Annotated in this window: 18 protein-coding genes; 13 read left to right on the top strand and 5 right to left on the bottom strand. The window is 64.3% G+C overall.

Annotated elements, in window-relative coordinates:
• Nucleotides 1–12 precede the first annotated feature (12 nt).
• Nucleotides 13–684 carry a FadR/GntR family transcriptional regulator gene (locus AC07UC_RS28430; RefSeq protein ID WP_494908149.1) on the bottom strand — a complete coding sequence of 224 codons (672 nt, stop codon included), beginning with the start codon at nt 682–684 and terminating at the stop codon, nt 13–15.
• A 224-nt stretch (nt 685–908) separates the two neighbouring features.
• On the opposite strand from AC07UC_RS28430, the gene AC07UC_RS28425 reads away from it, so the two are divergent.
• From AC07UC_RS28425 to AC07UC_RS28375, 11 genes are all read left to right on the top strand, one after another.
• Nucleotides 909–1787 (top strand): fumarylacetoacetate hydrolase family protein, encoded by an 879-nt coding sequence (locus tag AC07UC_RS28425; RefSeq protein ID WP_140769296.1) that lies wholly within the window; start codon nt 909–911, stop codon nt 1785–1787.
• Nucleotides 1784–2563, top strand: coding sequence for an alpha/beta fold hydrolase (locus AC07UC_RS28420; RefSeq protein ID WP_140769295.1), 780 nt, complete (start codon nt 1784–1786; stop codon nt 2561–2563). The genes AC07UC_RS28425 and AC07UC_RS28420 overlap by 4 nt, the downstream gene beginning before the upstream one ends.
• Nucleotides 2564–2615: 52 nt before the next feature.
• A complete protein-coding gene (locus AC07UC_RS28415) occupies nt 2616–3956 on the top strand; it encodes a metal-dependent hydrolase family protein (protein WP_494908148.1) in 1341 nt (446 codons plus the stop codon).
• A 44-nt stretch (nt 3957–4000) separates the two neighbouring features.
• A complete protein-coding gene (locus AC07UC_RS28410) occupies nt 4001–5002 on the top strand; it encodes a branched-chain amino acid ABC transporter permease (RefSeq protein ID WP_056565707.1) in 1002 nt (333 codons plus the stop codon).
• The gene (locus AC07UC_RS28405) at nt 4999–6027 is read left to right on the top strand and encodes a branched-chain amino acid ABC transporter permease (protein WP_494908147.1); all 1029 of its coding nucleotides are present in this window, start codon (nt 4999–5001) and stop codon (nt 6025–6027) included. Before AC07UC_RS28410 ends, AC07UC_RS28405 begins: the two co-directional genes overlap by 4 nt.
• Nucleotides 6028–6077: 50 nt before the next feature.
• Entirely contained in the window at nt 6078–7325 is a 1248-nt protein-coding gene (locus AC07UC_RS28400) for an ABC transporter substrate-binding protein (protein ID WP_140769287.1), read from the top strand.
• Nucleotides 7326–7349: 24 nt separating this feature from the next.
• Entirely contained in the window at nt 7350–8135 is a 786-nt protein-coding gene (locus AC07UC_RS28395) for an ABC transporter ATP-binding protein (protein ID WP_494908145.1), read from the top strand.
• On the top strand, nt 8128–10344 hold the full coding sequence (locus tag AC07UC_RS28390; RefSeq protein WP_494908144.1) for an ABC transporter permease: 2217 nt from the start codon (nt 8128–8130) through the stop codon (nt 10342–10344). Before AC07UC_RS28395 ends, AC07UC_RS28390 begins: the two co-directional genes overlap by 8 nt.
• Nucleotides 10345–10433: 89 nt before the next feature.
• Nucleotides 10434–12620 carry a flotillin domain-containing protein gene (locus tag AC07UC_RS28385; protein ID WP_494908143.1) on the top strand — a complete coding sequence of 729 codons (2187 nt, stop codon included), beginning with the start codon at nt 10434–10436 and terminating at the stop codon, nt 12618–12620.
• Between the two features lie 41 nt (nt 12621–12661).
• Entirely contained in the window at nt 12662–13099 is a 438-nt protein-coding gene (locus AC07UC_RS28380; protein WP_494908142.1) for an SRPBCC family protein, read from the top strand.
• Between the two features lie 9 nt (nt 13100–13108).
• Entirely contained in the window at nt 13109–14629 is a 1521-nt protein-coding gene (locus AC07UC_RS28375) for a zinc-binding dehydrogenase (protein ID WP_494908141.1), read from the top strand.
• Nucleotides 14630–14700: 71 nt separating this feature from the next.
• Here AC07UC_RS28375 and AC07UC_RS28370 read toward each other — a convergent pair whose 3' ends face one another.
• Together AC07UC_RS28370 and AC07UC_RS28365 are read right to left on the bottom strand one after the other, a co-directional pair.
• Nucleotides 14701–15984: a D-tagatose-bisphosphate aldolase, class II, non-catalytic subunit gene (locus tag AC07UC_RS28370; protein WP_494908140.1), complete on the bottom strand. Its 1284-nt coding sequence runs from the start codon at nt 15982–15984 to the stop codon at nt 14701–14703.
• A complete protein-coding gene (locus AC07UC_RS28365; RefSeq protein WP_494908139.1) occupies nt 15981–16934 on the bottom strand; it encodes a sugar kinase in 954 nt (317 codons plus the stop codon). Before AC07UC_RS28365 ends, AC07UC_RS28370 begins: the two co-directional genes overlap by 4 nt.
• A 265-nt stretch (nt 16935–17199) precedes the next feature.
• Between AC07UC_RS28365 and AC07UC_RS28360 the strand changes: the two genes are divergently transcribed.
• The gene (locus AC07UC_RS28360) at nt 17200–18234 is read left to right on the top strand and encodes a LacI family DNA-binding transcriptional regulator (RefSeq protein WP_202323492.1); all 1035 of its coding nucleotides are present in this window, start codon (nt 17200–17202) and stop codon (nt 18232–18234) included.
• On the opposite strand, the gene AC07UC_RS28355 is transcribed toward AC07UC_RS28360, so the two are convergent.
• Entirely contained in the window at nt 18222–19172 is a 951-nt protein-coding gene (locus tag AC07UC_RS28355) for an alpha/beta hydrolase (RefSeq protein WP_494908138.1), read from the bottom strand. The genes AC07UC_RS28360 and AC07UC_RS28355 overlap by 13 nt on opposite strands.
• Nucleotides 19173–19307: 135 nt before the next feature.
• Nucleotides 19308–20456, bottom strand: a complete 1149-nt coding sequence (locus tag AC07UC_RS28350) for a Gfo/Idh/MocA family protein (protein ID WP_494908137.1) — start codon at nt 20454–20456, stop codon at nt 19308–19310.
• A gap of 175 nt (nt 20457–20631) precedes the next feature.
• On the opposite strand from AC07UC_RS28350, the gene AC07UC_RS28345 reads away from it, so the two are divergent.
• Nucleotides 20632–21978 carry an ABC transporter substrate-binding protein gene (locus AC07UC_RS28345; RefSeq protein ID WP_140769269.1) on the top strand — a complete coding sequence of 449 codons (1347 nt, stop codon included), beginning with the start codon at nt 20632–20634 and terminating at the stop codon, nt 21976–21978.
• The last annotated feature ends 1 nt before the right edge of the window (nt 21979 follow it).

The following is a 21979-nucleotide window of genomic DNA, read 5'->3' as shown; positions in this document are numbered from 1 at the left end:
CGGTGCGCGGATTTACCGGCCCAGCAGGTTGCGCTCGACGGTTCTCAGATGCGCCAGCATGGCCTGGCTGGCGCTCTCCGGGTCGCGGCGCAGCAGCGCATCGAGAACGATCTGGTGCTCGCTGCAATAGATGCCGCGGCGTTCTTCGGAAAAGGAGCGCTTTTTCATTTCGAACCATGGCGCCTGATTGCGCAGGATGCGCATCAGATTGTGGATCTCCTTGAGGAAGTCGTTGCGCGAGCAGGCGAAGATGCGGTGGTGAAATTCCGCATCCCAATGCTCGAAGGTCGGCATGTCCTGCGACTCCGAAGCGATCTTGTGCGCCTCGCGCACCGCGTTGAGTTCCATGGCGCTGGCGTTGGTGGCGGCGAAGGCCGCCGCCGCCGGCTCAAGCAGCTGCCTGATCTCCATCATGTCGGCCGGGCTGGTGCCTTCCATCCGGCCGACAACCGCCGCCATCGAACCAGGATTGGTGGCGGTCAGGAATGTGCCGCGTCCGACATGCCGCACCACGGTGCCATCGTCCTCAAGGAAGGAGACGGCACGGCGCACCGTGTTGCGCGCCACGCCGAATTCGCTCGCCAGGTCGCGTTCCGGCGGCATGCGGCCACTCTCGATCCATTCGCCGGAAGAAATCCGCTTCTTCAGCGCGGTGGCGATATCGCTGGCGACAAGCTTGGGCATGTCCGGTCACTTTTATCTGATCCGATACTGAACCATTGATAGCAGCTTCAAGTACCGCCGTCCATCGCATGGCAGCGGTCGATATCCTGTGAAGCGGTGCGGTTGGCAATCAAATCCTTTTTGGTACGACCAACCCAGATTCCTCTTGCGGGCTAAACCAATCGGCGATAGCGTGTAACAAAAGAGCGAATAATTGGCTCAATATTGGTTCAGGGAGGATCTGGATGCGGGTCGCGACTTTTTCGATCGCCGGGGAGCGCCGCGTGGGGCTTGTCGATCTTGACGCCCAGACAATCGCGCCTTTTGATTTTTCCGTCGACCAGGCCAAATCAGGCATTCTGGCTTTGATCGAGCGCAACGGCGCCGGCATGCCGCGTACCCTGTCGCCCATTCCGCTGGCGCAGGTGGAAATCGAAGCGCCTATCCCGCAACCGCGCCGCAACATCTTCTGCGTCGGCAAGAACTATCACGAGCACGCGCATGAATTCGCCCGCAGCGGCTTCGATTCCAGCGCCGGCGCCGGCGCGATCCCGAAGCATCCGATCATCTTTTCCAAGGTTCCTGAATCGGTCGTCGCCAACCATGCCAGCGTGTTGATCGATCCATCGGTCTCGACCGCCATCGACTATGAGGCGGAACTGGCCGTCATCATCGGCAAGAGCGGGCGCGGCATATCGAAGGAGAATGCGCTCGACCATGTCTGGGGCTACACGATCGTCAACGACGTCACGGCCCGTGATCTGCAGGGCAGATACAGCCAGTGGCTGATCGGCAAGTCGCAAGACACGTTCTGCCCCATGGGACCATGGGCGGTGACCAGGGACGAACTCGACCTGGCAACCGCCGGCATCCGGTGTTTCGTCAACGAGGATCTGCGCCAGAATTCCCGCATATCGCTGCTCATCTTCGACATCCCGACCATCATCGCCACACTGTCGCAAGGCATCACGCTGAAGCCCGGCGACATCATCGCCACCGGCACCCCTGTCGGGGTCGGCATCGGTTTCGACCCGCCGAAATACCTCAAGGCCGGTGACGTCGTGCGCATCGAGATCGATGGCATCGGCACGCTGGAAAACCGCTTCGCGGAGCACGCGCAATGACCACGGTCACGGTTGGTCAGGTGGTTGCGGAAGTTGTCGGCGAGGGCGCTGCCGTGGTGATGATCCATGGCCTTGGCGGCACCTCGAACATGTTTCAGCCGCAGATGGCGGCGCTTTCCGCCTATCGCGTCATCCGGCTCGACCTGCCGGGCTCCGGCCGCTCGCCGCGCCCGATCGAGCCGCTGACCGTCGAAGGGATGAGCGAGGCCGTGATCCGCGCCATGGCCGGTATGGGGGTTGCTGCCGCGCACTTCGTTGGCCATTCGATGGGCACTATCGTTTGCCAGCAGATCGCCGCGGCGCAGCCGTCGCTGGTCACATCGCTGGCGCTGTTCGGCGCCCTGGCGGAACCGGCGGAAGCAACACGGCAAGGGCTCGCCAACCGGGCGCGTCTGGCGCGCTCGGGCGGCATTGCCGATATCGCCGACCAGATCGTCGCCAACGCGATTTCCGCCCACACAAGGGAAACCTCGCCGGCGGCCGTGGCCTTCGTGCGGGAATCGATCACGCGTCAGGATCCCGAATCCTACGCCCGTACCTGCGAGGCTCTGGCCAAGGCGACCGCCGTCGATGCGCGCAGGATCTCGGCGCCGACATTGCTGGTCACCGGCGACGCCGACACGGTCAATCCGCCAGGGGTCGCCCAGGCGCTTGCCGACAAGATCAAGGGCGCCGTATTCTCGTCGCTGGATCGGTGCGGGCACTGGGCCACGGTGGAAAACCCGCGCGAAAGCAGCCAGAAGCTCGCCGATTTTTTGAGACGGGTTGATAGGTGAGGATTTCTGATCGGGCGTAAACTCATGCGCTCGGCAAGTTGGGAGGCTTGTGATGGCAGACGACAGCTGGAACGGCAACGGTTCGGGCAGCACGCTGTTCACCAATGTGCGCGTGCTCGACGCATCAGGTGAATATCCATACACCGGTGAGGTGCTGGTGCAGGGGAACCGCATCAAGCAGATCACCAAGGGCTCATCGCGTTTCAACTCGTCCTCGTCGTCCTCCTACAGCGGTGGCGCGGCAGGAGGTGCAACCGTCATCGACGGTATGGGCGCGACACTGATGCCGGGCATGATCGACGCGCATCTGCATCTGTCCTGGAACAACGCGCCCGGCATCGACCCCATCCAGATGATGGAAATCGAAGAGCACATGCTGGTCACCATGGAGATGGCCAAGCTGGTGCTCGACGCCGGCTTCACCGCCGGCCGGGGTGCCGCCGCCGCGAAGCCGCGTCTCGATGTCGTCGCCAAGAAATTCATCAACCAGGGCCGCTTTCCGGGACCGCGCTACCTCGCGGCGGGTCCGGAAATCACCACGGTCGGCGGCCTCGGCGATTCCGCGCCGTCGCACATCCCACATGAGGGGCTGAACCTTGGGCTCGTCGTCTCGGGACCGGAGGAAATCCGTCGCACCGTGCGCCAGCTGATCAAATACGGCGTCGATTCGATAAAACTCAACCTGTCCGGCGAGAGCATCACCGGCATGGGCGCTGAGGAGACGCCGATGTCGGAAGAGGAGGTCGCCATGGCCGCCTCCGAGGCGCGCTGCCGCAACAAGGTGCTGTCGGCGCATGCGCGTTCGTCGGGCTCGGTCAAACAGTGCATCCGCCACGGCATCCAGAACATCTATCATGCCTCCTTCGCCGACGAGGAAGCGCTCGACATGCTCGAAGCGGCCAAGGACAAGCACTTCGTCGCGCCGGGCATCGCCTGGCTGATCAACACAGCCCGTCACGCCGAGCAATGGGGCATCAAGCCGGGCTCGCCGCTGTCGCTCGAATACGAGCGCGAACTCGAAATGTGCATCGAGACGATGAAGAAGATGCACCGGCGCGGCATCCGCGTCTGCATCGGCGGCGACTATGGCTTTGCCTGGACGCCGCAAGGCACCAACGCCAAGGACATCCAGACCTTCGTCGAGATGCTGGGCTTCTCGCCGATGGAGGCGATCCTGGCCGGCACCAAATATGGCGGTCAGATCATGAACATGGGCGACGAGCTCGGCATGATCAGGGAAGGCTACCTTGCCGACCTTCTCTTGATCGACGGCGATCCGATCTCTGACGTGCGCATCCTGCAGGACAAGAACCGCATCCTCGCCATCATGAAGGACGGCAAGTTCCACAAGGCGCCGCGCATGAACGAGCAGCGCCGGCGGCTGACGGCATGAGCCTGCTCGACCAGCCATCTCAGACGCTCTCCGAGAGCGGCGGCATGACAGGTCGGCAGGCATGGGGCCTCGTTGGCCTGCTCGCCGCCGCTGTCGTCGCATGGCTGGTCTTCGCGGTCTGGCCGGATTGGCTGAACGCCATCCTGATCTCGAAGAAGGCCTTCGTCAGCGCCATCCTCAACGGCATCACCCTGGCCGGCCTCTATTTCCTCGTTGCCAGCGGCTTCACGCTGATCTTCGGCCTGATGCGCAACGTCAATCTGGCACATGGCTCGCTCTATCTGCTTGGCGCCTATATCGGCTACGAAGTCACCAACCGCACCGGCTACTGGCTGCTCGGCGTCGCCGCCGGCTTCGCGGTGCTGGCCATCGTCGGTGTCGTCATGCAGGTCTTCGTTTTCCGTCGGCTGGAGGGCGACGATCTTCGCCAGACCCTTGTCTCGATTGGCATCTCGATCGTGGCCGCCGACCTGATGCTGGCGGTGTGGGCCGGTGGCACTTACCAGATCACCACGCCCGAATGGCTCGATGGCGCATTGACCTTGCCCGTTATCACGGCGGTGCGCTCCAACGGCGCCTCGGTCTTCCTCACCTATCCGCTCTACCGCGTCGTGGTGCTGGCGGCGGCGATCGTCATCGGCGTCGGTCTTTGGCTGATGCTGCACAAGACCCGCGTCGGCATGATGATCCGCGCCGGCGTCGACGACCGCGCCATGTTGCAGGCCTCCGGCGTCAATGTGCATGCGGTCTTCGCCATCGTCTTTGCCGTCGGCGCCGGCCTTGCCGGCTTTGCCGGCGTCGTCGGTGGCTCGGCGCTGTCGGTCGCGCCCGGCGAGGATGTCCGCTATCTCCTGGCCTCGCTGGTGGTCGTCATCGTCGGCGGCATGGGCTCGATCACCGGTGCCGCCATCGGCGCGCTGCTGATCGGCCTGGCCGAGCAGATCGGCCTCGTCTACTTCCCGACCTATGGCATCGTGCTGACCTTCGTCATCATGGTGGTGACGCTGGCGGTGCGGCCGCAAGGCATCATGGGGAAGGCACGATGAGTCTGGCCGTCGCCACCACCGGCGCCACGCCGCAGCAGAACTGGCTGGAGAAGCTCGGCGCCGGCCACATCATCCTTGCCCTCGCGCTGGTGCTATATCCGTTGGTGGCGTCCGATTTCTTTCTGACGCAGATCGGCGGCTATTCGCTGATCTTCGGCATGCTGGGCCTGTCGCTGATGCTGCTCGCCGGCTATGGCGGCATGGTCAGCCTGGCGCAGATCACCGTCGCCGGCATAGCGGCCTATGCCATCGCCATCCTTGGCAACAACAATTCCAGCATTCTCGGTTTCGGCTGGCCGTGGTGGCTCGCGGTTCCGTTCGCGGTTCTCGCGGCGGCCTTGGCGTCGGCGCTCATCGGCTGGATCTCGGTGCGCACCGAGGGCATCTACACGATCATGATCACGCTGGCGATCGCCACCGCGACCTTCTACTTCGCGCAACAGAACTACGCCATCTTCAACGGCCATTCCGGCTACGCCGGCATTCGTGCGCCGGTCTTCTGGGGCGTCAACTGGCGCGATCCCAGGCCATTCTACTATCTCTGCCTCGGCCTGGCGGCGCTGTCTTATGCGGCGGTGCTTTACGGCTCGCGCTCAACCTTCGGCATGACCTTGCAGGCGATCCGTGACAATCCGCGCCGCATGCGCGCGCTGGGGTACCATGTCACCGCGCACAAGGTCTTCGCCTGGCTGCTCGCCGGTGTCATCGCCGGACTGGCGGGCGTGCTGCTGGTTTGGTTCAACGGCCGCGTCTCGCCCGGTACCATCGGCGTCGATGCCGCGATCGACGTGCTGATCATTGCCGTCATCGGCGGCCTGCGCCACCCGATCGGGCCGTTCCTCGGCGCGGTCGTCGTCGTCCTGATGCAGACCTTCGCCATCGACATTGTCGGCGCCGAGCGCTTCAACACGCTGATCGGCCTGGTGTTCCTGGTGATCGTCTTCGTCTCACCGGATGGAATTCTTGGGTTGTGGGGGAGGATCAAGCCACATCTTGCCCAGGAGTCCTTGCGTCCAGGTCCATAGGAGCCGGGATGGATGAACCACTGCAAAACCAAATCAAAGGGAGGAAAATGATGAGAATGCATAGACGGACATTGCTGGCGCTGGCGGTATTCACCGGGCTGACGGCGCCTTCGATGGCACTGGCTGCCGACGACACCATCAAGATCGGCCTGCTCGCCACCTTCGAGGGCCCGTTCACGGTGCTCGGCGAGGACGGCGAGCGCGGCGCCATGACCGCCGTTGCCGAGATGAACGGCACCGTCGCCGGCAAGAAGATCGAGATCGTCAAGGGTTCGTCCGATGCTTCGCCCGACAGCGCCGTGCGCGCGGCGCGCAAGCTGGTCGAGCAGGACGGCGTCAAGGTGCTGGTCGGTCCGCTTTCGGGCGACGAAGGCATCGCCGTCAAGGATTACGCCAAGACGCAACCGAACGTGACCTTCATCAACGGCACATCGGCCGCGCAGGACACCACGTTGCGCGATCCGGCTGAGAACTTCTTCCGTTTCTCGACCGATGGCGCGCAGTGGATGGCCGGCCTCGGCACCTATGCCTTCAAGGACAAGGGCTACAAGAAGGTCGCCACCGTCGCAGAGGATTATTCCTTCCCCTACACGCAGGTGTTCGGCTTCATGGCCGAGTTCTGCAAGGCCGGCGGCCATGTGCCGTCGAAATCCTGGGTGCCGATCGGCAACAAGGACTTTTCCTCGGTCATCGCCGCCATTCCTGAGGATGTCGACGCAATCTATGTCGCGCTCGGCGGCGCCGATGCGGTCAACTTCCTGACCCAGTACCAGCAGGGCGGCGGCACCGCGCCGCTGATCGGCGGCTCGATCACTGTCGACCAGACCGTGCTGACGTCGAAAGGCAAGCTGAAGGACGTGCTGAAGGGCACGCCATCCGCTGGCCCGACCGCCGACACCAACGACGCGCCTGCCTGGAAGGCCTTCGTCGAGGCCTACAAGAAGCAGCCGGGCGCGTTTCCGTCACCCTCGCTCTTCGCCCATGGCTACTATGTCGACATGAAGGCGACGCTGCTTGGTCTCGACCAGGTCGGCGGCGATGTCTCCGATGGCGGCAAGAAGTTGCGCGACGCGCTGTCGAAGCTGTCCTTCGACACGCCGACGGGCAAGGTGTCGCTCGACAAGAACCGCAACGCCATCGCCGACATTTTCCTGACCGAGGTCACCGAAGGCGCCGACGGCAATCTCCTCAACAAGCTGGTCAAGGTCGTGCCGCAGGTCAACCAGACGCTCGGCATTCCCGAAGACGAGTTCATGAAGCTCGGCGCGGTCAACCGCGACAATCCGAGCTGCCCGTAACCCCTCGCTTAAGTGCAGCCGCCAGTGACCGAAAGCTTCGCAGCAAACCGTCTCCAGAGCACCGGCGCCTATGCGCTGGAGCTTGATGGCGTGGCGCGGCATTTCGGGGCGCTGGTGGCACTCTCGGGCATCAATATGAGGATCGCGGCCGGCGAACGGCGCGCGGTCCTCGGCTCCAACGGCGCCGGCAAGACAACCCTGTTCAACGCCGTCACCGGCGATTTCCTGCCGACGGCGGGGCGCATCCGTTTCTTCGGCGAGGACATCACCGACCTGCCGCCGCATGAACGCATCCGGCGCGGACTGCGCCGCACCTATCAGATTTCGCAACTGTTCAAGGGTCTGTCGGTCCTCGATTCCATCTTTCTCGCCTGTCGCGGCGTCTCGCGTCGGCGGTTTTCGCTGCTGCGTCCGGCAACGACCGACGTCAACATGGTGCAGGCGGAATCGATCCTCAACGCCGTGCACCTCGAAGCCTTTCGCGACACGCTGGTGGCGACGCTGAGCCATGGCCAGCAGCGGCAGTTGGAGATCGCGCTGGCGCTGGCGGGCGCGCCGCGCTTCATCCTGTTCGACGAGCCGGCGGCCGGCCTGTCGCCGACCGAGCGTCGCGACCTCGTCGCCATCCTCAACGCGCTGCCGAAGCATATCGGCTACATCATCATCGAGCATGATCTCGATGTCGCGCTGCGCGTCTCGGAATATGTGTCGATGATGCACAATGGCCGCCTGTTCAAGGAAGGCACGCCGCAGGAGATCGAAGCCGACCCGGAAGTCCAGGAGATCTATCTCGGGGGCAAGCATGGCTGAGCGTCCCGGAAAGATCGCCAAGGCAATGCTGCGCATCGACGACCTGCAGGTCTTCTATGGTGAAAGCCATGCGCTGCAAGGTGTTTCGCTGACGCTGGAAAGCGGCGTGCTGTCGGTGGTCGGCCGCAACGGCATGGGCAAGTCGACGCTCTGCAACACCATCGTTGGGCTGAAACGGGCGAAGTCCGGTTCGATCCGCGTCGACGGCCGGGAGATCACCTCTCTTGAGCCGCACGAAATCCACCGTCTCGGCGTCGGCTATGTCCCGCAGGGGCGCCGTGTCTGGCCGAGCCTGACCGTCGACGAGCATCTGCGTCTGGCCGCCGGCAACAGGCGCGATGCCAGCTGGACGGTCGAGCGCGTCTACCAGACCTTTCCGCGGCTCGCCGAGCGCCGCACCAATGGCGGCTCGCAGCTGTCGGGCGGCGAACAGCAGATGCTGGCGATTTCGCGTGCGCTGCTCAGCGATCCCAAACTGCTGGTCATGGACGAGCCGACCGAAGGCCTGGCGCCGGTCATCGTCGACCAGGTCGAGCGCATGCTGGTTGACCTCGCCGCCGAAGGCGAGATGGCGGTGCTGGTCATCGAGCAGAATATCGGCGTGGCGACCACGGTATCGAACCAGGTCGCCATCATGGTCAATGGCCGCATCAACCGGCTGATGGATGCCAAGGCGCTCGCCGCCGACCGTGAGTTGCAGCAGCGGCTGCTCGGCGTCGGCCGCCATGCCGAGGAGGCATCGGTCACGCCGGCGGAAGCCGCGCAGGCCCGGGAACAGCTGGCGGAAGTCTATCGCGTCGACAGGGCTGGCGCAGCCTCGACCGAACCGATGCCGCAGAGCGGCGTCTATCGACCGGTCACCGAACTGCCCAATCGCTGGAACGTGCCGGTCACCGAATTGCGACAAGCCGCGGTCGACAAGACGGCACCGCAGGACGACCTGAAGAAGGTCTTCGCCATCCCCTTCGCCGAACGCATCGGCAGGACCGTGCTGGTCGTCGGCACCTTCGACACCAAGGGCAAGGAATTGCGCTTCGTTGCCGACCGGCTGAAGTCGCTTGGTTTGCCCGTGCGCACCGTCGACCTGTCGACATCGGGAAAGCCGACCAGCGCCGATGTGCCCGCCATGCAGGTGGCCGGCATGCACGCGCGTGGATCCTCCGCCGTCTTCACCAATGATCGCGGCGGCTCGGTCAGTGCCATGGCGGAAGCTTTCGCACGCTGGATCGAGCGTGAGCCGCGCATCGGCGGCGTCATCTCGGCGGGCGGTTCCGGCGGCACCACGCTGGCGACGGCAGGCATGCGCGTGCTGCCGGTCGGCATCCCCAAGCTGATGGTCTCGACTGTGGCGGCCGGCGATGTCGCCAAATATGTCGGCGGCGCCGACATCATGATGTTCCATTCGGTCGCCGATGTTCAGGGGCTGAACTCGATCACCGAACAGGTGTTGTCCAACGCCGCGCACGCCATGGCAGGCATGGTCGCGCAACTGCCCAATGCCGAGGCGTGGGAAGCAAGACGCAAGCTGGCGCGGCCGGCCGTCGGCATCACCATGTTCGGTGTCACCACACCTTTGGTGCAAGCTGTCACGAAACGTCTCGAAGCCGACTATGACTGCCTTGTCTTCCATGCCACCGGCATTGGCGGCCGGGCGATGGAAAATCTCGGCGATTCCCGGCTGCTGTCGGCCTTCCTCGACCTTACCACCACGGAAGTGGCCGACATGATCGTCGGCGGCGTGTTCCCGGCGACGGAGGATCGCTTCGGCGCTGCGATCCGCACCGGGCTGCCTTATGTCGGCTCGGCCGGCGCGCTCGACATGGTCAATTTCGGCCCGCGCGACAGCGTGCCGGAGAAATTCCGCAGCCGCAAATTCGTCATCCACAATCCCAACGTCACGCTGATGCGTACCACGCGCGACGAGAACCGCGCCTTCGGTGAATGGATCGGCACGCGGCTCAACGCCATGAACGGTCCGGTGCGCTTCCTGCTGCCGGAGGGCGGCGTCTCGATGCTCGACGCGCCCGGTCAGCCCTTTCATGACCCGGAAGCCGACAACGCTTTGTTCGAGGCGATAGAGAAGACGGTGCGCCGCACGCCCTTGCGCCATGTCGAGCGGGTGCGGGCCAACATCAACGACACGCCTTTCGTCGACGCGGCGATCGCCGCGTTCCACGCGGTCACGCCGAAGCTGCAGAGGCGGGCATGAAGAATTGGACTTCGCCACCATGCGGGTGGATGTTTGAAAATATCGCCGGTCGCCCCGTGCCGACCGCATTGTCTTGGGGAGGATAGATCATGGACGCGCAGACTTTTGGCGCTTTCCTGTTGTGGCTGATCATTGCCGCGGTCGTCGTGGTGATCGCCGTCTACATCTTGCGCTGGCTCTATCGGCGCTCGACCAAGGAGACGGCGTTCGTGCGCACCGGCTTCATGGGCGAGAAGGTGGTGGTGAATGGTGGTGCCTTCGTCATCCCGGTCCTGCACGAGATCACTCCGGTCAACATGAACGTGCTGCGCATCGAGGTGCGCCGCGAGGATGCGCTGGCGCTGATCACCCGCAACCGCATGCGCGTCGACCTGATCGCCGAGTTCTTCGTGCGCGTTGGCGCCAGCCGCGAACTGGTGGCCGCTGCCGCGCAGACGCTTGGCCGCCGCACCCTGCAGCCCGACAGCCTGCGCGAATTGCTGGAAGGCAAGTTCGCCGGTGCGCTGCGCACCGTCGCCGCGCAGATGACGCTGGAAGAGATGCATGAGTTGCGCGGCGACTATGCCGCCAAGGTGCGCAGGCTGGCCGAGGAGTCGCTCGCGGCCAACGGGCTCGAGTTGGAGAGCGTCGCCATCGTCGACCTCGACCAGACCAGCCTCGAATATTTCGATCCCTCCAACGCCTTCGACGCCGAGGGTCTGACGCAGCTGACGGAATCGATCGAGACCCGCCGCCGCATGCGCAACGAGATCGAACAGCGCACGCTGGTCGACATCCGCAACCAGAACCTTGACACACAGCGCAAGGTGCTGGAGATCGACCGCGACACCGAATATGCGCGCCTCGAACAGGAGCGCGAGGTCGAAATCCGTCGCGCCGCACAGCGGTCTGAATTGGCCATTGAGCGTGCGTTGCGTGACCAGGAATCCGAACAGGCACAGCTCTCGTCGCGCGAGGCCGTCGAAAAATCGCGGCTCAACCAGGAGCGCAACATCACCGAGGAGCGCATCAAGAGCGAGGAAGACACGCAACGCCTCGAGATCGCGCGCCGCCGTTCGCTCGACGAGACCGAGATGAAGATGCGCGAATTGACCGAGCGCGAGCAGATCGCGCTCGAACTGTCGCTGGAGAAGGCCCGCATCGAGCGTGAGGGCGCGCAAAGCAAGCTCGAGATCGAGCGCAAGAAACTGCTCGAAGTCGCTGAACTGGAACGCCAGATCGCGCTTGCCGAAAAGGCGCTGGAAGTCACCAGGGCCGAGGCGGAAAAACGCCGCGCCGAGATCGTCGAGAACCAGGCCACCGAGACGGCACGGATCGCGCAGGAACGGGTGGTGGACGAGATCCGCATCGAACGCGAGCGGCATCTGGAAGCACTGCAGATCGCCAAGCGCCAGGCGTTCGAGGAGGCCGAGATTTCGGCCAGTGAAGAGGTCGAGCGCGCCCGCATCACCACCGAGCGCGGCATCGAGGAAGCGCGGCTGATCAAGGATCGCGATATCCGCCAACTGGGCGTCGATCGCGACCAGAAGATCGAGATCGCGGAGATCCAGAAGGCGATCGACATCGCGAAGAAGACGCAGGAACGGTCCTCGGCGATCGCGGCTTCCGAAGCGGTACGCGCCAAGGCCGTCCAGGCCGAGGAACAGGCCTTCACCGCCCGCGAACGCGAGATCGCCGAGCGCCGCAAGCTGACCGACCTGATCGGCGCGCAGCGCGAGGCAGAGCGCGAGGCGCTGCGCATCACTTCCGCCGCGGATGCCGAGATGAAGGCGGCGAAAAGCCTGGCGGAAGCGCAGAAGATCGCCGCGGTCGCTTCGGCGGAAGCGGAGAAGATCCACGCCCTTGCCGCGGCCCAGCGCTATGAGGTCGACGCATCAGGCCATCGCCAGCTCAACGAGGCCGAGAACATCCTTTCCGAGGCAGCGCGCGCCGGCCGACTGCGCGGCAAACTGCTCGACCACATGGAAGGCATCATCCGCGAAAGCGTCAAGCCGATGGAGAAGATCGACGGCATCAAGATCCTGCATGTCGACGGCATCAACGGCGGTACGGGCGGCAACCGCAACGTCACCGACGAGGTCATCGACTCCGCGCTGCGCTACCGGGTGCAGGCGCCCATGATCGACAATCTGATGAAGGAGATCGGCATCGAGGGCGGCTCGCTCGGCCGCATGACCGACGTGCTGCGCGACGCCAAGGATATTTCCAGCCTGACCCGTGACAAGAAGGGCAAGGGCAAGGCCGCCAAGGACGACGATGACGACCGCGATCACTGACGGGATGATCGTGCGGCTGCAGATATCGATGGTTGCCTAGAATGACCAAAGTCTACGTCTCTTCGGTCATTCCGGCTCCGGCCGCGGAAGTCTGGAAGCTCGTGCGTAACTTCAACGCATTGCCAAGCTGGGCGCCGTTCGTCGCCGAGAGCCGCATCGAGCAGAACGCGCAGGCCGACCAGATCGGCTGCATCAGGAGTTTCACGCTCAAGGACGGCGGCCGCATCCGCGAAAGGCTGCTGGCGCTGTCCGACTACGACCTGTCGTGCAGCTACGCGATCCTCGAAAGCCCGATGGCGGTGGAGAACTATGTCGCCACCCTGTCGCTGACGCCGATCACCGACGGTAATCTGACGCTCGCCGAGTGGCAGGCGGAGTTCGACTGCGCGCCCGATCGCGAGGCGGCCCTGATGCATCAGATCGGCAATGGCGTCTTCCAGACCGCCCTGAGCGCGCTGAAACACCGGTTCGGGCGCTGACGCCGGCCGATGGTCAAGGTTTGCCAGAGCACGATCATCGAGGCACCGGTTGACGAGGTCTGGGCGATCCTGCGCGATTTCAACGGCCATGACCGCTGGCATCCTGCCATCGCCTTCAGCGAGATCGAGGGCGGCGAGCCGGTCGATGCGGTTGGCGCCGTGCGCCACTTCCGGCTGAATGACGGTGGCGAACTGCGCGAACAATTGCTGGCACTGTCCGACAAGGACCGCCGGCTGAGCTATTGCCTGCTCGAAGCACCGCTGCCTTTGATGGGCTATGTCGCCTCGATCCGGCTGAAGCCGGTGACCGATGGCAATGCGACCTTCTGGGAATGGCGCTCTGAATTCCAGCCGCCGGCGCATCGCCGCGACGAACTGGTCAGGCTGGTCACGGAAGGCATCTATCAGGCCGGCTTCGCGGCGGTGCGCAATCTTCTGAAGCGCCGGAGCGTGGGCTCGCCAGTCGAGACGAGACCGCCCCAGGCAATTGTTGCGCCGACCCCGTCCATCGACATGCCGCAGGCGGCGCCAAGGATCGCGCCTGGCCAGACCGCGACGACCCGTGCGATCGTTGTCGAGCGCTATGGCGGACCGGAGGAGTTGCGGCTCAGGGACATCGAACTGCCGCCGCTGGCGTCGAACGAAGTGCGGATCCGTCACACCGTGATCGGCGTCAATTTCATCGACGTCTATTGTCGCACCGGGTTTTTCGACCTTTTGAAGCCGCCCGGCGTGCCCGGCATGGAAGCGGCCGGCATGATCGAGGCAGTCGGCTCGGCGGTGTCCGGCTTTTCGGCCGGCGACCGCGTCGCCTATGCTTGTCCGCCGGTCGGCGCCTACAGCGAGCAGCGCAACATGGCGCCTGAACTGCTGGTTCATCTTTCGGACGACATCACGGATGAAATCGCCGCCGCCGGCCTGCTCAAGGGCGTCAGCGCGAGCTTCCTGTTGCACGATGTTCATGCCGTGAAGCCGGGCGAAATCGTCCTCATCCATGCGGCGGCCGGCGGCATCGGCCAGTTGCTGGTGCAATGGGCGCGTCATCTCGGAGCGACGGTGATTGCCACCGTGTCGAGCGATGACAAGGCCCGCACCGTCGAACGTCTCGGCGCGCACCATGTCATCGTTTATTCCCGCGAGAATTTCGCCGATGCCGTCATGCGGCTGACATCGGGCAGGGGCGCCGATGTCGCTTATGACGCGGTCGGCAACGACACCTTCGCCGGCTCGCTCGCCGCCCTTGCCGTGCGCGGCCATCTCGTCAGCTTCGGCCAGGCTTCCGGGCCGATCGGCAATTGGGATATTGGCCGCTTCGCGTCGAAGTCGCTGACCATTTCGCGACCCAACTATGGCCATTTCACCGACACGCCGGAAAAACTCGCGCCGCACGTCGCCAGCTTCTTCCAGGCGCTTCGCCAGGGTGTGGTCAGGGTCGAGGCGCCGACGCGCTACGATCTCGCGAATGCCGCCGATGCGCACCGCGATCTGGAATCGCGCCGCACGACGGGCGCGCTGGTCCTGCTGCCTTAGAGCAATTCCAGGAAAGGCGTGAGCGGTTTTCCGTCCGGAATTGCGGCAAAAACAAAGAGATAGAGCTGTGGTCAGCCGGTTGCGCTGGCGTATATGTCGAGAACGTCCGTCACGCTGGCGATCAGCAGTTCTCCGGCTTTTGGCGCCACGGATCGGATCGCCGCCGCGCCGTCGAGACGGGCGAGATATTGGCTGATGAGGGGTAGGGGGATGTCGCGGTCGCCGAGCGCCTGCATAAGCGCATCCACAGCCTGCCGGGCTGCCGGTGCCGGCCAGTAGTAGCGGATGCGGTCGCTGTAGGAGAAATGGCGTTCGATCCGCTGCTCGGCCTCGGAGCCGTGATAGTAATTCTTCCAATTGCCTGGCGCCGCCAGCATGACGCGCTCCATCGCCGCCGGCAGGGTTTCGCGCGCCCGGTCGGGAACCAGAATCTCGGCGATATGGCTCAAGCCGTAGAGCGCTTCGCGCAGCGCGAAGGTCAGCCACGGCCCGACCTTGAGGATGGCGAAGCCGTCATCGACCAGCGCGGTCAGCGCCGAGACCGGCTGGTAGTCGGTCGAATGCGCCTCGAAGACGAATTGCGGCAGGTCCCGCAACGTGCCGGCCAGTGCACGGGCGCGTTCCGGTTCATAAGTGATCACCTCGGCATTGCCGAATTCGACGCCCGGCTGCACGACGACACCGAGCGCCCGCGAAAAGGCCTGGTCGAGGCCGCGCCGGCTGAAGGCATCGCGGTGGATGCGCACGGTTTCACGCGCGGCCTCCGGCGTCGTCACCGCCAGATGGTCCATTGCTTCCAGCGCGCCGCCCGGCACCGGCACTTCGGTGCCGATGACATAGATCGGCTTGGTGCCGCCGGTGCGTTCGGTCGCGGCCTCGGCCACTTCCGCCAGTTCGGCGGCGCGCGCTGCGATCGTCGCATCGGGAGGTGCGGCACCTTCGCCGGCACAGCCCATGCTGGCGTCGAGGTGGATCTTGGTGAAACCGGCCATGGCATAGGCGTCGACCATGCGCGCGGCTTTCGCCATGGCTTCTGGCGCCGGCAGGTGTTTCCACGGATTGGGGCCGAGATGGTCGCCGCCGAGCACCAGCCTGTCGAGGGAAAAGCCGACCTTGCCGGCGATCGTCTCGACGAAGCGGCGGAAATCCCCTGGCGTCATGCCGGTATAACCACCCTCGTGGTTCACCTGGTTGCAGGTGGCCTCGATCAGCACATCGGCGTCGCGCGCCTTGCCGTGGCGCAGCGCCGCTTCGATCACCAGCGGATGAGCCGAGCAGATCGAGGTGATGCCGCAGCGTTCGCCCGCCGCTCGGCGCGCCGCTATGGCCGCCAGCCTGTCCGTAGCACGGCTCATACAGGCGCTCCGGCCTTGGCGGTCGCAAGGAAGGCTTCGACGGCGGCAAGCGAGGCGATGCCCTCCATCGGTCCCTTCTTCGTCACCGCCAGCGCGCCGCAGCCATTGGCGATGCGCAGCGCCTTCTCGGGTGCTTCTCCACGCAGCCAGAAGGAGACGAAGGCCGCTGCAAAACAGTCGCCGGCACCGGTCGGGTCGATTTCGTCGACGATGAAGCCCGGCGCCGCGGTCCGTCCGGTCTTGTCGTAATGAACGGCGCCTTGCGCGCCTTTCTTGACGACCACGGTGGAGATACCGCGATCCAGCATTTCACGCGCCGCGCTCTCCTCGTCGGTCGCCTTGGCGAAGATGAACAGTTCCGGACCACTCGGCAGGAAGACATCGGTCTTCGACAGCACGAAATGCAGCGCGTCGCGCAGGCCCGGCAGATCGAGCATCTCCTTGCGGATGTTGGGGTCGAAGGAAACGGTGCCGCCGCGCGCCTTGACCGCTTCGATCCCGTTGCGCGCCACCTCGATCACCTCGGGCGAGAACAGTGAGGTGCCCATGACGTGAAAATGGTCGGCGCCGGCCAGCAGCGCGCGCGCCTCGGCCCCGATCTCGATCAGGCCGGCCGCACTGTGCTTGATGTTGTAGACGAAGTGCCGGCTGCCATCGGTCTCATAGGTCACAAAAGCGGTACCCGTGGCGGCGCCCCGGTGGACCTTGATGGCTGAGATGTCGGCCCCGTCGGCGCGCAGGCGCTCGATGTTCAAATGGCCGAAATCGTCATCGCCGACGGCTGCGATCAGGCCCGCCGGCTGGCCAAGCCGCGCCGCCTGGTCGATGAAGATCGCCGGCGCGCCGGAGGGAAACGGGCCGACCAGCGGGCCGGGGGCAAGGAAACTCTGGCCGATCCGCTCGGCCATGATCTCGACCAGGATCTCGCCGGCGCAAACCAGTTTCTTCATGTTCTCACCATTCACCAGACTGCCCCGCGGCCGGTTGCCGAGCGCCTTCTCCACATCCGTACAGGTCCAAAGCCTAGGTTGCCGTTTTCAGAGCGTCAATAAATAATTTGACGTGCGCAATGCTTTTGCATTGTACTGGAAACGCGAAAATTTGACTGAACAAATTCGGTCAAGCAATGCTGCCTGCCGGCAACGGTCGCAGGACTGATTCTGGCCCGACCGGAAAGTTTTCGGCGGGCGCGGGGCAAAGGGGCTGGAAATATCGATGGCGGAGAAGACCCACCGCACGATGGATGATTTCGCCAGGGCGTCCGGCGTATCACGGCCGACCCTGTCGAAATATTTCGACGATCCAGCGAGCGTGAAACCGGCGACCCGGGCGCGCATCGAGGCCGCACTGCGTTCATCGGATTATCAGCCGAATGTTTTCGCGCGTAATCTCAACCGCAAGCGCACCCGCAATGTCGGCATTGTCGTGCCGGCGCTCACCGATCCATTCTATGCCGAAATGGTCAGCCGCATCGAACTGCGCTGCCGCGACGAGGGTTTCTGGCCGATCGTCATCTCCTCGCACGGTTCACCGAAACTGGAAGCGGAATCGGTCAAGACACTGATGTCGCTGAAGGTTGCCGGCGCCATCGTCGCTCCGCTGGGGTTGGTCTCCGAACCCGGCGTCTTCGAGCGGATGAGCGAGGACATTCCGATCGTCTATTTCGACACCTACATCGAGGGCGACACGCCTTTCGTCGGCAATGACAACCATCAGAGCACGTCGACCATCGTCGACTATCTCTGCCGGTCGGGCGAGCCGCCGGTCTATGTCGACATTCCGCACGTCAACCATAATTCGGGCGAACGGCTGCGGAGCTATATTGAAACGATGCAGTCCGCCGGCCTGGAACCCGTCGTTCTCAAGGCGGCCGGCGACTACAGCTGGGATTTCGAGCGCATCGGCCATGAATGGATGGAGAGGACACTCGAGAAGGGCGGCCTGCCGGCCCGCACACTGTTGTGCGCGAACGACCGTCTCGCCTTTGGCGTCATGTCTGCCGCTTTTTCGCGCGGGCTGAAGATCGGCCGTAGGGCCGATTGCGATTTCCGTGTCGCCGCCCATGACGATCATCCACTGAGCCGCTACACCTGTCCGGCGCTGACCACCATGGCGCAGGATTTTGCCGCCATGGCCGGCCGCAGCGTCGAGATGCTGCTGGCCTTGCTGGACGAGGCGGATTCCTCCGGGCAGGAGATGGCGCGCAACGTCAAGCTCGGCGCGACGCTGGTGATGCGTCAATCGGCCTGAGCGCGCGTCCGCAACTGCAGCCAGGCCGCCGCCTCGCTCACCGCTTGCCGCGCCGCCAGAATGTGGCGCCCCATCGAGACGAAGCCGTGGATCTGACCTGGCCAGTGCCGCAGGACCAGCGGCACCCCTTCGACGCGCAGGCGTTCGGCATAAGCCGTCCCTTCGTCTGCAAGGATGTCGTGGCCGGCGACCATGACAAACGCTGGTGCGGCGCCAGCCAAGCTTGATGCAAGCAGCGGCGAGACGCGCCAGTCCGTGATGTCGTCCGGCGTTCGCACATAGTGGTCGCGAAACCAGGCCATGGTGGCGGCCGTGAGCCCGAAGCCGTCGCCGAAGCGCCGGTAGCTATCCGCCGTCTGGCGCGCATCGGTGTTGGGATAGATCAGGATCTGGGCGGCAAGCGGCGGCGCCAGCCTGTCCCGGGCGAGCAACGCCAGAACGGCGGCAAGGTTGCCGCCGGCGCTGTCGCCTGCAACGGCGATGCGCGCCGAGTCGATGCCGAGCTCTCCGGCGTTTTCCGCCATGAAGCGGAGCGCTGCCGTGCAATCCTCGAGCCCGGCGGGAAACTTGTGCTCCGGCGCCAGCCGATAATCGGGGCAGACGATGACGGCGTTAGCCAGATTGGCCAGCCAGCGGCAGATCTCGTCATGCGAGCAGAGATTGCCGATGACCCAGCCACCGCCATGCAGATAGAGTACGGCACGTGCCCGGGTTCGCGATGCGCCGATGCCGCGATGGACACGGATAGTGACCGGGCCATTCGGCCCGTCGATCTGCCGCTGCGAGGTTGCCGCGACCGGTTCGTGCTCGCCCTGCTGCGTCGGGAAGGAAGCGCTGTAGGCGGCACGTGCCGCCGTCACGCTGCCGTTCTCGAACGGCTCGCCGCCGGCCGCACGGCCGATTTCGAGGGCGCGCAAGGCATCAGGATCGAGCGTCATCGCCATCTCCATCATGGCCGTGCCTAGAGCATGATGCCGAAAAGTGTGAAGCGGTTTTCGGACGACATCATGCTCTATCTCTCTGATTCAAAGCCGAGATGATTTCGGGTCGATTCGACCTGAAATCATCCGACTCTAGGCGAGCAGGCTGCTTGCCTCGTCCTCGGTCAGCAGCGCCGGCTGGACGACGTCAGCGGCAATGGCGACCGAGCTTTTGGTTTCGCCGGAATGCAGGATCGCTTCCATGATCTCCAGCACATGCAGCGCCAGATTGCCGGAGGCGCGAGGCGTTGCCCCGGTCTTCAGCGAGCGCACCAGATCGGCGACGCCGAGCATGCGGTAGTTGGCGCGGTCAGGTGCTGCATAGGGCCAGTTGCGGGCGCCGTAGAGTTCGCTTTCGCTGGCGAAATCCTTCCACTCCGCGCCGCGCTCGGACAGCGAGACGGTGCCGCCGAACGTGTCGGGATCGGGCAGGCGCAGCGAGCCTTCCGTGCCATGCAGTTCGATCGGATGATTGGAATGCTTGAAGACGTCCCATGAAGCGCCGAAGGTGACAGTGGCGCCGGAGCGGAATTCAAGCAGCGACAAAACGTTGGTCGGCGTGCCGACCTTGAAGGTGGTGTTCTTGAACGGCCCTTCGGCAGTGATCAGGCGTTCCTCCTGGCCGCGCGTCGCCATCGCCATGACGCGCGCGACGGGGCCAAGCAGATTGACCAGCATGGTCAGATAATAGGGCCCCATGTCGAACACCGGGCCGCCGCCCGGCTGGTAGTAGAATTGCGGGTTGGGATGCCAATGCTCCATGCCGCGCCCCATCATGAAGGCGGTGCCGGAGACCGGGCGGCCGATGGCGCCCTCATCCATCAGGCGCCGTGCCCGGCGGCCGGCGGCGCCGAGGAACGTATCAGGCGCCGAGCCGAGCAGGACGCCCCGCTTGGCCGCTTCCGCCACCAGCCGCCGCCCGTCGCTGGCCGAAGTCGCCAGCGGCTTTTCGGTGAAGACGTGTTTTCCCGCTGAAAGAGCCGAAAACGAAATGTCGAAATGCGCGGCGGGAATGGTCAGGTTAAGCACAAGATCGATCTCGGGGTCGGCCAGCAGCGCATCGACGCCAAGCGCCTCGATGCCATATTCCTTCGCCCGCAACGCCGCCATATCGGCGGAGATATCGGCGCAGGCCCGCAACTCGATTCCGCCGAAAAGGGCGGCATTGCGCAGGTAGGTCATCGAGATGTTGCCGCATCCGATAACGCCGATTGCGAGCTTTGCCTTTGATTCTGCCTGCATTTTCGATCGGTCCTCCCAACATGGTCATGCTTTGTCGAATCCACTGCCCTGACAATGGATCGCCTTCGAAAAGCGCTATACAACATTTTAAATATTGACGCGCGTAAAATTTTTATAGACCATGCGGAAATGCTGGCGCGACATCGGGAGGCTGCCAGCCCTAGGAGGAGAGAAAATGACAGATATGAAAAAACGGCCGACCGCCGCACCTAAGCCTGTGGGTCATGTGACGATCGCCGATCGTCGCCAGTTTCTCATCGGTTCCGCCGGCCTGCTCGGCGCGGCCGCATTCGGGGCGGGGACGTCCCTCGGCATTGGCCGCGCCCGTGCCCAGTCGCGCGCCGAAATCAGCTTCGCCAGCGCGGCCTTCTTCGGCAAGGAGACCTTCGGCGACCTGATCAAGGCCTTCAACGAATCGCAGGACCGCATCCTGGTCAAGAACATCGAGCTGCCGCCGCCGAGCTCTTCGACCGAAGTCTACCAGGGTCTGGTGCAGCAGCTCGCCCGCCGCAACGGCACGCCCGATGTCTTCAGCCAGGACGTGATCTGGATCGCCGGCTTTGCCGCCGCCGGATGGGCGCTGCCATTGGATGAGTATTTCCCGGCCGACAAGCGCAGCGCCTACTTCACCGGAACCCTCAACGCCTGTACCTATGGCGGCAAGCTCACGGCCCTTCCCTGGTTCATGGATTCGGGCATGTTCTATTACCGCAAGGATGTGCTGGAAAAGCACGGCGGCAAGGTGCCGGAAAACTGGGCCGACATGGCCACCATCGCCGCTGCGGCGCAAAAGGCCGGTGATGTCGACTTCGGCTATCTCTGGCAGGGCAAGCAGGCCGAGGTCCTGGTCTGCGACGCCGTCGAGATCATCACCTCCAACAATGGTGCGATCCTGGCGCCCGACGGCAAGTCGTCGCTGATCAACCAGAAGGGTGCGGTCGAGGCGATCCAGTTCCTGCACGACACCATCGCAACCACCAAGATCAGCCCGCAGGACGTGCTGTCCTGGGACGAGGAGCCGTCGCGCCAGCCCTTTACCTCGGGCAAGGCGATGTTCATGCGCAACTGGTCCTATGTCTACCCGATCGCGCAGGACGCCAAGGCTTCGCAGGTCGTCGACAAGGTTGGCGTGGCACCGCTGCCGTCGTTCCCCGGCGGCAAGAGCTCGGCCTGCCTCGGCGGTTACCAGCTTGGCGTCAATGCCAACTCCAAGCAGCGCGAGGCCGCGATCGAGCTGCTCACCTGGCTGTCGTCGACCGAGACCCAGCACCGCATCGCGCTGAATTTCGGTCTGGCACCGACCCGGCCGGCGCTATTCCAGGACGAGCAGATCAAGAAGGAACAGCCCTTCATGGCGAGCCTGGAGAAAGTGTTCACCGGCGCCACGGCGCGGCCGATCACGCCGCAATACGCCAAGGTGACGCTCGCCTTGCAGTCCGGCATCTCCAAGGCGCTGGTTTCCGGCAAGGTCCAGGCCGAAATGGACGCGCTCGCCGACCAGATCAACAAGATCGTCGCCTGAC

Source organism: Mesorhizobium sp. GW821-FHT04C10, assembly GCF_059420305.1.
Note: the sequence above shows the minus strand (reverse complement) of the source record. Positions and strands in the feature narration are given on the sequence as shown.

What these genes read in the sequence shown, in the direction of transcription:
- AC07UC_RS28430 (WP_494908149.1), bottom strand. Translation starts at nt 684, where the DNA reads ATGCCCAAGCTTGTCGCCAGCGATATCGCCACCGCGCTGAAGAAGCGG.
- AC07UC_RS28425 (WP_140769296.1), top strand. Translation starts at nt 909, where the DNA reads ATGCGGGTCGCGACTTTTTCGATCGCCGGGGAGCGCCGCGTGGGGCTT.
- AC07UC_RS28420 (WP_140769295.1), top strand. Translation starts at nt 1,784, where the DNA reads ATGACCACGGTCACGGTTGGTCAGGTGGTTGCGGAAGTTGTCGGCGAG.
- AC07UC_RS28415 (WP_494908148.1), top strand. Translation starts at nt 2,616, where the DNA reads ATGGCAGACGACAGCTGGAACGGCAACGGTTCGGGCAGCACGCTGTTC.
- AC07UC_RS28410 (WP_056565707.1), top strand. Translation starts at nt 4,001, where the DNA reads ATGACAGGTCGGCAGGCATGGGGCCTCGTTGGCCTGCTCGCCGCCGCT.
- AC07UC_RS28405 (WP_494908147.1), top strand. Translation starts at nt 4,999, where the DNA reads ATGAGTCTGGCCGTCGCCACCACCGGCGCCACGCCGCAGCAGAACTGG.
- AC07UC_RS28400 (WP_140769287.1), top strand. Translation starts at nt 6,078, where the DNA reads ATGAGAATGCATAGACGGACATTGCTGGCGCTGGCGGTATTCACCGGG.
- AC07UC_RS28390 (WP_494908144.1), top strand. Translation starts at nt 8,128, where the DNA reads ATGGCTGAGCGTCCCGGAAAGATCGCCAAGGCAATGCTGCGCATCGAC.
- AC07UC_RS28385 (WP_494908143.1), top strand. Translation starts at nt 10,434, where the DNA reads ATGGACGCGCAGACTTTTGGCGCTTTCCTGTTGTGGCTGATCATTGCC.
- AC07UC_RS28380 (WP_494908142.1), top strand. Translation starts at nt 12,662, where the DNA reads ATGACCAAAGTCTACGTCTCTTCGGTCATTCCGGCTCCGGCCGCGGAA.
- AC07UC_RS28375 (WP_494908141.1), top strand. Translation starts at nt 13,109, where the DNA reads ATGGTCAAGGTTTGCCAGAGCACGATCATCGAGGCACCGGTTGACGAG.
- AC07UC_RS28370 (WP_494908140.1), bottom strand. Translation starts at nt 15,984, where the DNA reads ATGAGCCGTGCTACGGACAGGCTGGCGGCCATAGCGGCGCGCCGAGCG.
- AC07UC_RS28365 (WP_494908139.1), bottom strand. Translation starts at nt 16,934, where the DNA reads ATGAAGAAACTGGTTTGCGCCGGCGAGATCCTGGTCGAGATCATGGCC.
- AC07UC_RS28360 (WP_202323492.1), top strand. Translation starts at nt 17,200, where the DNA reads ATGGCGGAGAAGACCCACCGCACGATGGATGATTTCGCCAGGGCGTCC.
- AC07UC_RS28355 (WP_494908138.1), bottom strand. Translation starts at nt 19,172, where the DNA reads ATGACGCTCGATCCTGATGCCTTGCGCGCCCTCGAAATCGGCCGTGCG.
- AC07UC_RS28350 (WP_494908137.1), bottom strand. Translation starts at nt 20,456, where the DNA reads ATGCAGGCAGAATCAAAGGCAAAGCTCGCAATCGGCGTTATCGGATGC.
- AC07UC_RS28345 (WP_140769269.1), top strand. Translation starts at nt 20,632, where the DNA reads ATGACAGATATGAAAAAACGGCCGACCGCCGCACCTAAGCCTGTGGGT.